Here is a 12621-nt window from a genome sequence, read left to right as displayed (position 1 = left end):
GGGGATCGCATGAGCGCACACCACGCGACACGGACGATTCTCGTCACCGGCGTAAACGGCCAGGTCGGCTATGAGCTCGCTCGCACGCTGCAAGGGCTCGGCAACGTGGTGGCGGTCGATCGCACACGGCTTGATCTGTCGAACCTCGATCAGATTCGCGCAGTGGTGCGCGAGCTGCGTCCCGCGCTGATCGTCAATCCGGCCGCGTACACGGCGGTGGACAAGGCCGACGAGGAGCGCGAGCTGGCAATGCGCATCAACGGCGAAGCGCCGGGCGTGCTCGCCGACGAAGCGAGAAAGGTCGGCGCCGCGCTGATCCACTATTCGACGGACTACGTGTTCAACGGCGCCAAGGAAGGCGCGTACGTCGAGGACGATCCGACCGATCCGCAGAACGTCTACGGTGCCAGCAAGCTCGCGGGCGAGCAGGCAATCGCGGCGAGCGGCGTCAATCATCTCGTGTTGCGCACCAGCTGGGTGTACGGCACGCGCGGCAAGAACTTTCTGCTGACGATGCTGCGGCTAGGCGCCGATCGTGCCGAGTTGAAGGTGGTGGCCGACCAGTTCGGCGCGCCCACGTGGTGCAACACGATCGCGACGCTGACCGCGCATCTGTGCGCGCAGGGCTTCGCCGCCGAAGACGGCGTGAAGTGGTGGAACGAGCGTTCCGGCATCTATCACCTGTGCGCGGGCGGCTCGACGTCGTGGCACGGCTTCGCGTCGGCCATCTTCGAACTCGCGGATTTGCCGAACAGGCCGAACACGCTGCCGATTCCGGCCGCGGACTACCCGACGCCCGCAAAGCGCCCCGCCAATTCGAGGATGTCGAACGACAAACTGGCGCGTGTGTTCGGGCTCGCCGCGCCGCATTGGAAGGAGGCGTTGAAGTTGTGCCTGTCGCGCGACGAGCGCCTCGCATAATGCGGGCGCCCATGTTGCCAACCCTATGCCGGGAAGGGCGGTGTAAATATCACTCGGCGAACGAGATCCTTGTTGGCCGCCAGCGATTGCCATCATTCGGGGAGTGGGGGAGCGGAAGAGCGTTTCGCGTGATCACACTTTTCTCTGTTTAGGCCCGCTCAAATGAGTCAAAAGCCCCTCGTAGTCGATCTCGACGGAACGCTGATGCGCTCCGATGTGCTGATCGAAAGCGCATTCGCATTTTTCAAAGCCGCGCCTCACCGTTTTTATGAGCCGCTACTCTGGCTGTTGCGCTTTGGCAAGCCTGGGCTCAAGTCGCGTCTCGCGCAGACGACCAATATCGACGTGACGGTGCTGCCCTATGACGAGACGGTCCTGGACTGGCTCAAGCAGGAGCGCGCCGCCGGTCGCCGCCTCGTGCTTGCCACCGCGAGCCATGAGCGCTTCGCGCATGCGATTGCCGATCACCTGAGTCTGTTCGACCAAACCTTCGCGACCAATGGCAACGTGAACCTGAGCTCGCGCAACAAGCGGGATCGGCTGGTCGCGGAATTCAGCGAAAAGGGCTTCGACTACGCCGGCAATTCGCATGCGGACGTTCCCGTGTGGGAGGTTGCCGACCGCGCCTACGTGGTCAACCCATCGGTCGGCGTCGAGCGGGTCGCGCGCAGGCGGGGCAACGTCGAGACCGTCATCGAGACGCGTCCGCCTCGCACCCGGGTGTGGGCGAAGTCACTGCGGTTACATCAGTGGCTCAAGAACCTGCTGATTTTCTTGCCGCTGTTGGCCGCGCACGAGGCAACGTCGATGCATCTGCTCGCCATGGCCGCCCTCGGTTTCATATCGTTCGGGCTGTGCGCATCGAGCGTCTACCTGCTGAATGATCTGCTCGATCTCGAGGACGATCGGCACCACCCGACCAAGCGTCGGCGCCCGCTCGCGGCAGGAACCTTGCCGCTATGGCAGGGCGCGATGTTGTTTCCGGTTCTATTGGTGATCGGGTTCGGAATCGCCCACGCGTTACTGCCGTACCGATTCACCTTGGCGCTGATCGCCTACTACGCGCTGACGCTCGCCTACTCTTTCTATCTGAAGCGGCACGTCATGGTGGACGTCGTGGCGCTCGCTTGCCTCTACACATCGCGAATCGTGGCGGGGAGCGCGGCCATCGATGCACGGCTGAGCTTCTGGCTGCTCGCTTTCTCGATGTTCATTTTCCTCAGTCTCGCCCTGGTCAAGCGCTTTGCCGAACTGCACCTGCTGCAGGCGCGCGGGCTCGTCACGTCGCGGGGCCGGGGATATGTGGCGGGTGATCTTTCGCTGGTCTCATCGCTCGGAGCGGCGGCTGGCTATCTATCCGTGCTGGTGCTGGCGCTGTATATCCAGGACGCCAACACGCTTTTGCTGTATCGCCATCCCCAGTTCATCTGGCTGGCCTGTCCGCTTCTGCTCTATTGGGTCAGCCGTATCTGGATCATCGCCCATCGTGGCCAGATGCACGACGATCCTGTCGTTTTCGCCGCCAAGGATCGAGGTAGCTGGGCCGTCATCGGGTTGTGCGCTGTCGTGTTCTGGCTGGCCATCTGAAACATGGCGCACGTTCAGTCCTGGGGGCTTTATCCCTATGCGCCGCAGAATCCGCACACACCGGCGTGGCGCGACGGCGTAGCGCCAGCCTGGCGCTCGGCGGCGTCGGCTAGCGGCACGACGCTCGGATTCGGCCAGGGCCGCAGCTACGGCGACAGCTGTCTCGCGTCCTCGGGCCAGGTCGTGTGCATGCGGGGTCTCGATAGGCTCATCGACTTCGACGCGTCGAGTGGCGTGCTGCGCGCCGAGGCGGGCGTCACGCTGGAGACGATTCTCGAGCTCGCGATTCCGCGCGGCTGGATGCTGCCGGTCACGCCGGGAACCAAATATGTGACGCTTGGTGGCGCTGTGGCCAACGATGTTCACGGCAAGAACCATCACGTCCGAGGCACCTTCGGCCGTCATGTGCGCCGCTTCGGCCTGTTGCGCAGCGATGGCAGCGAGCGCGAATGCGCGCCCAGAAACGCGACGGACGCCGAGCCCGATTTTTTCGGTGCGACTATCGGCGGACTGGGGCTCACGGGACTGATCACGTGGGTCGAGATTCAACTGATGCGAATCCGCACGAGCCTGATGGATGTATCGAGCATCCGCTTCGACAATGTCGACGAATTCTTCGTCCTGTCCGAGCGCCTCGATCCGCATCATGAATACAGCGTCGCGTGGATCGATTGCCAGAGCCGTGGCGCGGCGCTGGGACGGGGGATTTTCATGGTCGGCGATCATGCGCCGGAAGGGCCGCTCGCAGTCGAGCGCCGCAAAAAGCACACGGTCCCCATCGTCTCGCCCGTTCCTGTGTTCAACAAACTGACGCTGCGTCTTTTCAACGAGGCGTATTATCGCCGCCAGGCCGCTGGCGAGACCAAGGCGAAGGTCGGATACGATAGCTATTTCTATCCGCTCGACGCGCTACTGCAGTGGAACCGCATCTATGGACGCTCCGGCTTCCAGCAATATCAATGCGTAATCCCGCCAGATTGCGCGCGCGCGGCGATACGCGACGTGCTCGATGCGATTTCGCGCAGCGGCACCGGCTCGTTTCTTGCCGTGCTCAAGCGGTGCGGTGATCTTCGGTCGCCGGGGTGGCTTTCCTTTCCGCGGGAGGGCACTTCGCTGGCGCTCGACTTCCCGCAGCGCGAGGCGTCCAACCGGCGCCTGTTCGATACGCTCGACGCGATCGTCCGCGCGAGCGGTGGACGTCTGTATCCGGCAAAGGATGCGCACATGTCGGGGGAGGATTTCCGCGCGGCCTACCCGCGGTGGACCGACCTGGAGACACTGAGGGATCCTGCTTTGCTTTCTCGATTCTGGGAACGAACGACTCGCTCATGAAGAACATCGTCATCATTGGAGCCACTTCGGCCATCGCTTCGGCCTGCGCGCGTGCATGGAATGGACCGGGTGTACGCTTCGCGCTGGTCGCCCGCAACGCGCGGCGCCTTCAGGAAACCGCCGACGATCTGAAGGCGCGCGGCGCCGGGTTCGTTAGCTGCCACCAGTTGGATATCGACGATCTCGGCGCGCAGGAGGCGGTCGTGCAGGCATGCCGGGCCGCTCTCGGCAGCATCGACATCGTGCTGGTTGCGCCGGGCACCTTGCCCGATCAGCGCGAATGCGAGCGCGACGCAGCCGTCGCGGTGCGCGAGTTCACGACGAACGTCGTTTCGGTGATCGCGCTACTGACGCGTTTCGCTAATATCGTCGAGGAACAGCGCAGCGGCACATTGGCGGTGATCGCCTCGGTCGCCGGCGATCGTGGACGTCCGTCGAACTACCTTTACGGCAGTGCGAAAGCCGCACTTGCCACGTTCTGCGAAGGACTCAATGCACGCCTGAAAAAGGTCGGTGGACATGTGGTGACGATCAAGCCTGGCTTCGTCGCTACACCGATGACGCAGGGCCTGCCGTTGCCCAAGCCGCTCGTGGCGACACCGCAGGCTGTGGCCGCCGACATCGTGAAGGCCGTGGCGCGTCACCGCGACGTGCTGTATACCCCGTGGTTCTGGGCGGGCATTATGCTGATCATTCGCTCGATTCCGCGCCGCATCTTCAACCGGCTGTCGCTGTAATGGAAGCCGGCCGGCGGGCCAGTCGCGCTCGCGCAGGCCGACCGCTTTCAGACAGTCGATAGATCAACGCAACGATACCGTGAATTCATCGGCCAAACCTCTCGCCACCCCCCACCTCGTCATTCTTTATGCAGTCTTCGCGGCCCTGTCGATCGTCGTGAACATCGGCCTGCAAAAGCTGTCGCTGATTGTGTACGAGGGTCCTTTCGACGTCATGCTCTCGGTGGTGGTCGGCACCGGAGGCGGTCTCGTACTGAAGTTCGTCCTCGACAAGATCTGGATTTTTCGCTACCGCCACAATAATCTTTCGCATGGGGTGGCGAGCTTCTTTCTGTATTCGTTGATGGGCGTGGCGACCACGTTCATCTTCTGGGGATTCGAGTTTGGCGCCGACGCCATCTTTCATTCCGAGCCGGCACGCTTCCTCGGCGGCGCCATCGGCCTGACGATCGGCTATGTCGTGAAGTACCGACTCGACAGGCGGTTCGTCTTTGCCTGATGCAAGCGTGCGGCGGCGCCCCGCATCCGAATCATCGTCACTGGACGTCTTCGATCCATGTCCGTCGATTCAAGACCGAATGGCCTCGTCGATGCGCCCGCACCCAAGCGTGCGCCGCGCGTATCGCTCGATCTCGTCGCGTACGCGCTGCTGTTGGCGGTATCGGTATTCATCTTTGACGGTTGGATGGGTCTGTCGGCATTGCATCCTTCGCATCTCGAATGGTTGTACCTCGGCGACTACCGGAGGAATCTGGCCGCGCTCAACCTGTTCCGTAGCTCGTCGTGGCAGTTTCCGCTAGGACATATCGAGACGAGCGATTTTCCGGTGGGCGCAAACATCGTGTTCATGGACGGTAACCTGCTATTGGCGATCGTCACGAAGTTGCTCGCGCCGTTCCTCGGCCCGGCGGCGCAGACCTACGGCGCCTGGGTTTATCTGTGCGCGTTGCTGCAATTCTGGTCCATTTATTGGGCGCTGAGGCAGCTCGCAGTCTCATCGGTGTGCGCGTTCCTGGGCGCGCTGTTGATCGGGCTTCTGCCGACGTTTTACTACCGGGTAGGCCATCTCAACCTGTTGCCGCATTTTCTGATCATCATCGGTTGGGGCACGCTTCTGTCCGCGTCGATGACGTCTAGCGACCGGTTGCGCATTTTTCTCGCGCTAATCGTCTTTTCGGTATTCACGCACTTCTATTTCACGCCGCCTCTCGTGCTGATGGCGGTGCTGACACAGTGGCGTCCATGCAGCTACCGCGCTGATACGGCAACGCTGCGCTTCGTTGCGCGTCAGGCTTGCATCATTCTCGCGCTCATGCTGTCGGCAATGTTCGCGGCCGGCTATTTCCAGCATTTCCGTGATGACAGCAGCGGCTTCGGCTTCTACTCGATGAACCTGAATGCGTTCATCAATCCGCTAGGCGCAGACGGAGAAGATACGTCGAGGTATGTATCGACGCTGCCGATCGGCACTGCCGGACAGTACGAGGGTTATCAATATCTCGGTCTCGGCCTCTTGCTGTTCGTCCTGATGGCGGGGTTCATGCTCGGGCGCCGGATCGTTGCAGGCGTCGACGCACCCGTCTGGTCGCTATGGCTGGCGCTGACGATACTGAGTCTTTCGAATCAGGTCTATCTGGGCTCCTCGCTGGTGTTCGGAATCGAGCTTCCACGCGCGTTACTGGGGCTGGTGTCGCCCTTCCGCGCCTCGGGGCGCTATGGATGGTTCGTGGTCTATCCGGTTTTGCTCGTCGTATTCTCGAACCTCTACCGGCATGTGCGCGCCCGATCGAGCGGATCGTGGCGGTCCGGCATCACCGTGTTCGCGCTCGTCGTCGCTCTGCTCACTGTCGTGCAATTCGAAGATATCAGGTCGGTATTGGTCCTCAGGCGTGGCGCGCCCCCGCCGACGCTGCCGGCCGGGGTTGCAGTGGCCAGGACGGTGGCAGCGTACGTGTTGGCTAGCGGCTTCAGAGGGCCGATCTTTATCGACGTCCCGGACATCGAAACGAACAAGGATGTATTTGCGCCGCTCACTGCCGAGCTGGCAGGGCGGCGCGTAAGCATTTCTCCAGCGCCGAATGTGCGCGAGAACCTGCGCTATTCCGGCCGGGATCACATCCAGGACACGCTGGACGCGCACGGGCTCGTCATCACCCAGTCTTGCGAGCGCGCGCTTACCGCCAGGAAGATCGAGCTTCTGCCAGCGTGGTGCGCGTTCGCGGGCTGAGTGACGGACTCGGTGCCGGGGCGAATCGCATGCTCGTCGCGTGTCAGCGTGCCGGCGGATTCGGTCCCGGAGCCCGTCCATCGATACCCAGCGGAATCGGTCGGCAGCTGGCACGTGCGCCGTCCGCGACTATCTCGGCGCCCCGGCAGGGTTGCCCCGTCGGCTATAATCGGCGTTCATTATTACCCATGCTCAACGCGGGGACTTGCGTGAGCGGCTTACTGAAGGAGAAGGACTTGACGAGCGCTGTGGTGACTGGCATTACCGGGCAAGATGGTGCGTATCTGACGCAATTGCTCCTCGAACGTGGCTACGACGTCTATGGCACGTATCGGCGTACCAGCTCGGTCAACTTTTGGCGTCTCGATGAAGTGGGTGTATTGCAGCATCCGAAGCTTCATCTGGTCGAGCACGACCTGACCGATCTCGGCGCAACGATTCGCCTGCTCGAAATGGCCAAGCCGCGCGAGGTGTATAACTTGGCGGCGCAGAGCTTCGTCGGCGTGTCGTTCCAGCAGCCGGCCACTACGGCTGAGATCACCGGTGTCGGGGCGCTGAACGTGCTCGAGGCGATCCGCATCGTCGATCGCTCGATTCGCTTCTATCAGGCGTCCACCTCCGAAATGTTCGGCAAGGTGCAGGCGATCCCCCAAAAGGAAGACACCCCGTTCCATCCGCGCAGTCCGTACGGCGTAGCGAAACTTTACGCACACTGGATCACGGTCAATTATCGCGAGTCTTACGATATTTTTGGCTCGAGCGGCATTCTGTTCAATCACGAATCGCCGCTGCGCGGCCGTGAATTCGTCACACGGAAGATTACGGACTCGGTCGCCAAGATTTCGCTCGGCAAGCTCGACGTGCTGGAACTCGGCAATATCGACGCGAAGCGCGACTGGGGTTTCGCGAAGGAATACGTCGAAGGCATGTACCGCATGCTGCAAGCCGACGAGCCGGACACCTTCGTTCTTGCGACCAACCGCACTGAGACCGTGCGCGATTTCGTATCGATGGCCTTCCGTGCTATCGGCACGGACATCGAGTGGCGTGGCAAGGCGGAGAAAGAAGAAGGGCTCGACGTATCCAACGGCAAGGTACTGGTGCGTGTGAATCCGGAGTTCTATCGTCCGGCGGAAGTCGATCTGTTGATCGGCGACGCCACCAAGGCGAAGGAAAAACTTGGCTGGACGCCACGCACTACGCTCGAAGAGTTGTGCACACTGATGGTCGAGTCGGATCGGCGCCGCAACCAGATTGGTTTCTCGTTCTGATATGCCTATGCGCCGCGTCTTGATCACAGGTGCCCATGGCTTTACGGGCGCTTATCTTCGCGAGGAACTGCTGAGCGCCGGGTATGAGGTGACGGGTACCTGTGTCGGCGATCTTCGGCAAGGAAGCGAGCTGCAGCTCGACATCACGTCGCTCGACGATTGCCGTCGCGTGATCGAGGCGGTCCGCCCTGATTGCATCGCGCATCTGGCTGCAATCAGCTTCGTCGCGCACGAAGTGACACTCGACATGTACCGGGTCAACGTGCTTGGTACGCTCAATCTGCTTCAGGCCTGCGCCGACGTCGGCCACCGGCCGGACAAGATTCTGATTGTCAGCAGCGCGAACGTCTATGGCAATTCCGGCGGCGTGATCGACGAAGGTGTGATCCCGGCGCCCATTAATCATTACGCGGCCAGCAAGCTTGCGATGGAGCATCTGGTCAAGACGTGGTTTGACCGGTTGCCGATCGTGATCGTGCGTCCGTTCAACTACACCGGGCGTGGCCAGGCTGAGCGTTTCCTGATCCCAAAGATCGTTTCGCACTTCGTCAAGCGACTGCCTGTCATCGAATTAGGCAATCTGGATGTGGCGCGCGACTTTTCCGACGTGCGCACGGTCGCGAAGGTCTATCGCGGACTGCTGGAGTCGAATGTCGAATCCGAGGTAGTGAATGTGTGCAGCGGCAAGCCTTATACGCTTCAGCAAGTGCTCGAGGCAGTGAGCGAGGTCTCCGGACACCAGCTCGAGGTGCGTGTCAATCCGGCGTTCGTTCGGGCCAACGAGGTCAGAGTCCTGGTGGGTTCGACCGAGAAATTGCGTCGTCTCGTGCCCGGCGTGCAGCCATTCGACTTTTCCGAAACCATCAAATGGATGGTTGGCGGCGAAGACCCGCGATTGTAAGCGCCAGCGCTGCCTGGCGAGCGGCCGCGCTGGGGAAAGCCAGCAGCGTCTGCCCCGTTGGCGGGTGGCTGGCGCTAAACAGTGCGGACTCATACCATTGCGGCCGTCACGCCGGATGGTAGGCAATCTGGATTCCAGCGCACCGGGGGCATCGCTGCAGATGCCGAACCGTCATTCGCAACAAATTCGAAACACCGTTCAATTGCGGGATGTGGATGCCACCATGTCACGCCTCCAGTTCATGGGCCTAGGTATGCGGGCCGACAACGGAACGCATCATTCACTGTTGAGCGTGGCGACGTTCGTCGAAACCGGGCGCGGCGGCACGACTCGGTCCGTTATTTACCGCTTCTCGGGTTTCTGCCGCTTGCAATTTGTAGCATTGCCACGCTCCGCCAGTGTCAATGCGGCCCTACAATCCCTTCGCTGTGTTCAGCGCCCTACGCCGTACGATAGAATGATCAATTCGTTCGAGGTTAAAGCGGCCGAATGTATGAACTTGGTTTGCGCAACGCGCACCCGTCAAACCCTTGGCCGCACCAATATCAAGACTGCGAAGCGCCGCTTCCAAAGTTGACAGAGAGGAATTTGTGAGTTTGACACCTATCATCCTATGCGGAGGTGCGGGATCCCGACTGTGGCCGGTCTCCCGTGAGCTGCACCCCAAGCCTTTCATTCGTCTTTCGGATGGACAAAGTCTGCTGCAGAAGGCTTTCTTGAGGGCTGTCGCTCTGCCGCATGTGAATGAGGTTCTGACGGTCGCGAACCGCGAACTCTTTTTCAAAGCCGAGGACGAGTTCCGCGAGGTGAATACCGACAATGTGGCCGCGTCGTTCATCTGCGAGCCTTTCGGCCGCAACACCGCCGCTGCGATTGCGGCAGCCGCTCTCCATATCGCCGGAAAGAAAGGCCCGGACGCGGTCATGCTCGTGCTGGCCGCCGACCACCTCATCTCCGACCAGGCCGCTTTTGCGGCTGCCGTCGAGCGCGCAACGGCGCTCGCGCAGGAAGGTAAAATTGTAACGTTTGGTATCCAGCCTGACCGGCCCGAGACGGGTTACGGATACATCGAGGCGGACGGCAACGCGGTCGTGCGTTTTATTGAAAAGCCGCCGCTTGAAACGGCGCGCGAATATGTGGCCTGCGAGCGTTTCTTGTGGAACTCGGGAATGTTCTGTTTCACCGCTGCCGCCATGCTGAGCGAGATGCGTCGACACTGTCCGCAAATCGTCGAGGCGGTCGACGCTTGCATGAAGGTCTCCCGCATTTCCGAGGGCAACGGCTGGACGCAGGTTCAACTCGAACCGAAAACCTTCAGCGCCGTACCGGATGATTCCATCGACTACGCAGTCATGGAGAGTTGTGATAAGGCGGCGGTCGTACCGTGTTCTATCGGCTGGAGCGACATCGGTTCATGGACCGCGCTCAGCGATCTGTGCAAGCCCGATGGCAACGGCAATCGGGTAGAAGGCGATGCGATGCTGCACGACGTCGAGAACTGTTATTTGATGAGCCGCGAAAGGGTCATCGGTGCGGTGGGTGTACAAAACTTGATCGTGATCGATACGCCGGATGCGCTGCTCGTGGCGGACCGGGACCGTGCGCAGGACGTTCGTCACATCTATTCGAAACTCAAGGCCCGCGGCCATGAGGCGCACAAGTTGCATCGCACGGTACATCGGCCATGGGGTACTTATACGGTCCTCGAAGACGCGTCGCGGTTCAAGATCAAGCGCATCGAGGTCAAGCCGGGCGCCAGTCTCAGCCTGCAGATGCATCATCATCGTAGCGAGCACTGGATCGTCGTCAGCGGCATGGCGAAGGTGACCAACGGCGAGAACACGCTATTCGTTTCGACCAACGAGTCGACGTATATTCCTGCCGGCCACAAGCATCGGCTCGAGAACCCTGGCGTGATCGGTCTCGTGATGATCGAGGTGCAGAGTGGCGAATACCTCGGCGAGGACGACATTGTCCGCTTCGAGGACGTGTACGGAAGGGCCTGAGATGGACATAGCAGCAATCGATCGCGGCAAGTCCGACCTTGCAGCTCATAGCGGAAGCGATGACCTGGCGGTCGGAATCAGGTCCGTGCGCGTGTGGGGAACGCTCGGCTGGCACGACATTCGTCAGCGCTACCGCCGCTCGGTCATCGGCCCGTTCTGGTTCACGCTCAGCACGGCCATCATGGTTCTGGTGTTGGGCGCGTTGTACTCGACGCTGCTGCACCAGAACGTCGAGGACTATCTGCCTTATCTGGCCGTGGGGCTGGTCATCTGGGGCTATCTGTCTTCAGTCGCGAACGAGGGCTGCAATGCGTTCATTGGCGCATCCTATCTGATCAAGCAGATACGCATACCGCTGACCATTCATGTGTGCAGAATCGTGTGGCGCAATTTCGTGATTCTGCTGCACAGCCTGCCCGTCGTGGTGGTTCTGCTGATTGTCTTCGGTCGTTGGCCAACTTTCGAGTTCCTGCTGGTGCCTATCGGGTTGTTCATGCTGCTGCTGCATGGCATCTGGGTTGGTGTCACATTGGGTGTGCTGTGTGCGCGTTTCCGCGATATTCCGCCGATCGTGACCAATCTCATTCAGGTGGTTTTCTTTTTTACCCCTGTCATGTGGTCGCCGGAAATCCTGAAAGACCGTGCATGGGTTGCCGAATACAATCCGCTGTATCACCTGATCGAAACGGTGCGTGCGCCGATCACCGGCCGCCCGATCCATTGGGAGTCGTGGGTCTGGTCGATCGGCTTGCTGATCGTCGGCTTTGCTTTTTCGCAGTTCCTGATGCGTCGCGCTCGCAATCGCGTTCCCTATTGGCTTTGATATCGTGAGTTCATCTATTGTTGCCGAGGGAATTTACGTCGAGTTCCCGATTTACGAGAATTCTCATCGTTCTCTGAAAAAGGCTGTGCTGAATCTGACGACGGGCGGTCGCATCGGGCAGGATGCCGGCCATCACGCGATCGTACGGGCTCTCGACGACCTCAATTTCACCTTCCAGGACGGTGAGCGCGTCGGACTCGTCGGGCACAACGGCTCCGGCAAGACGACGTTGTTGCGAACGCTCTCCGGCGTCTATGAGCCGGTGCGTGGCAAGCTGACGGTGCGTGGCAAGATTGCTTCGCTGCTCGATGTGTCGATGGGCCTCGATCCAGATGCCACCGGCTTCGAAAACATCTATCTGCGAGGCGTGATCGACGGTTTGAAGCCGGCCAGGATCCGAGCCAAAATCGATGAAATTGCCGAATTCAGCGATCTCGGCGAATACCTGAATCTGCCGGTTCGAACGTATTCCAGCGGGATGATGCTGCGGCTTGCGTTTGCTATTTCGACCAGCATCGAAGCAGACATTCTGATTATGGACGAATGGCTGAGCGTCGGTGACGCCGATTTCAGCGTCAAGGCTGCGCAACGTCTCGAGACGCTTGTCGGTAATGCATCCATCGTGGTCGTCGCAACGCACGATCCGGGTTTGATCGAGCGGGTCTGCACCCGCAAGATCAGCCTCGAGCATGGGAAAGTGACAGCGGACGAACCGGTGGTTCGTCCGGTGGAAGCGGAAGCTCTGAGCCTTCCGGCTTCGTCCGTTTGACCTGTGTCAAGCGAAAGGCCGCGGCCCGTCCGGGCCGCGTGGCTCGA

General features: G+C 60.8%; 12 protein-coding genes. All 12 read left to right on the top strand.

Features of this window, described 5'->3' with window-relative positions; all coding sequences use genetic code 11:
* The first annotated feature begins 9 nt into the window (after positions 1-9).
* The 12 genes from rfbD to QFZ94_RS27160 all read left to right on the top strand — a co-directional run bounded on the left by rfbD (position 10) and on the right by QFZ94_RS27160 (position 12574).
* Positions 10-921, top strand: coding sequence for a dTDP-4-dehydrorhamnose reductase (gene rfbD / locus QFZ94_RS27215; protein WP_152850845.1), 912 nt, complete (start codon positions 10-12; stop codon positions 919-921).
* A 162-nt stretch (positions 922-1083) separates the two neighbouring features.
* Complete coding sequence (locus QFZ94_RS27210) at positions 1084-2508, top strand: UbiA family prenyltransferase (protein WP_152850844.1); 1425 nt, start codon at positions 1084-1086, stop codon at positions 2506-2508.
* A 3-nt stretch (positions 2509-2511) separates the two neighbouring features.
* Positions 2512-3840 carry an FAD-binding oxidoreductase gene (locus QFZ94_RS27205; RefSeq protein ID WP_152850843.1) on the top strand — a complete coding sequence of 443 codons (1329 nt, stop codon included), beginning with the start codon at positions 2512-2514 and terminating at the stop codon, positions 3838-3840.
* Positions 3837-4577, top strand: a complete 741-nt coding sequence (locus tag QFZ94_RS27200; RefSeq protein ID WP_152850842.1) for an SDR family oxidoreductase — start codon at positions 3837-3839, stop codon at positions 4575-4577. Before QFZ94_RS27205 ends, QFZ94_RS27200 begins: the two co-directional genes overlap by 4 nt.
* Positions 4578-4656: 79 nt before the next feature.
* On the top strand, positions 4657-5076 hold the full coding sequence (locus QFZ94_RS27195) for a GtrA family protein (protein ID WP_368585869.1): 420 nt from the start codon (positions 4657-4659) through the stop codon (positions 5074-5076).
* 57 nt (positions 5077-5133) lie between these two features.
* A complete protein-coding gene (locus QFZ94_RS27190) occupies positions 5134-6804 on the top strand; it encodes a DUF6311 domain-containing protein (RefSeq protein ID WP_429460730.1) in 1671 nt (556 codons plus the stop codon).
* Between the two features lie 236 nt (positions 6805-7040).
* The gene (gene gmd, locus QFZ94_RS27185) at positions 7041-8075 is read left to right on the top strand and encodes a GDP-mannose 4,6-dehydratase (RefSeq protein WP_152850929.1); all 1035 of its coding nucleotides are present in this window, start codon (positions 7041-7043) and stop codon (positions 8073-8075) included.
* 1 nt (position 8076) lies between these two features.
* Positions 8077-8976, top strand: a complete 900-nt coding sequence (locus QFZ94_RS27180; protein WP_368585871.1) for a GDP-mannose 4,6-dehydratase — start codon at positions 8077-8079, stop codon at positions 8974-8976.
* Positions 8977-9091: 115 nt separating this feature from the next.
* Positions 9092-9553, top strand: coding sequence for a hypothetical protein (locus QFZ94_RS27175; RefSeq protein ID WP_429460728.1), 462 nt, complete (start codon positions 9092-9094; stop codon positions 9551-9553).
* Between the two features lie 13 nt (positions 9554-9566).
* Complete coding sequence (locus QFZ94_RS27170; protein WP_321576734.1) at positions 9567-10982, top strand: mannose-1-phosphate guanylyltransferase/mannose-6-phosphate isomerase; 1416 nt, start codon at positions 9567-9569, stop codon at positions 10980-10982.
* A 1-nt stretch (position 10983) separates the two neighbouring features.
* Complete coding sequence (locus tag QFZ94_RS27165; RefSeq protein WP_152850837.1) at positions 10984-11805, top strand: ABC transporter permease; 822 nt, start codon at positions 10984-10986, stop codon at positions 11803-11805.
* Between the two features lies 1 nt (position 11806).
* On the top strand, positions 11807-12574 hold the full coding sequence (locus tag QFZ94_RS27160) for an ABC transporter ATP-binding protein (RefSeq protein WP_321576738.1): 768 nt from the start codon (positions 11807-11809) through the stop codon (positions 12572-12574).
* The last annotated feature ends 47 nt before the right edge of the window (positions 12575-12621 follow it).

It is taken from the genome of Paraburkholderia sp. JPY465, assembly GCF_050436725.1.
In the GTDB taxonomy this organism is placed as follows: domain Bacteria; phylum Pseudomonadota; class Gammaproteobacteria; order Burkholderiales; family Burkholderiaceae; genus Paraburkholderia; species Paraburkholderia youngii.
The sequence above is the reverse complement of the archived record's forward strand: the minus strand, read 5'-3'. Positions and strand labels throughout refer to the sequence as shown.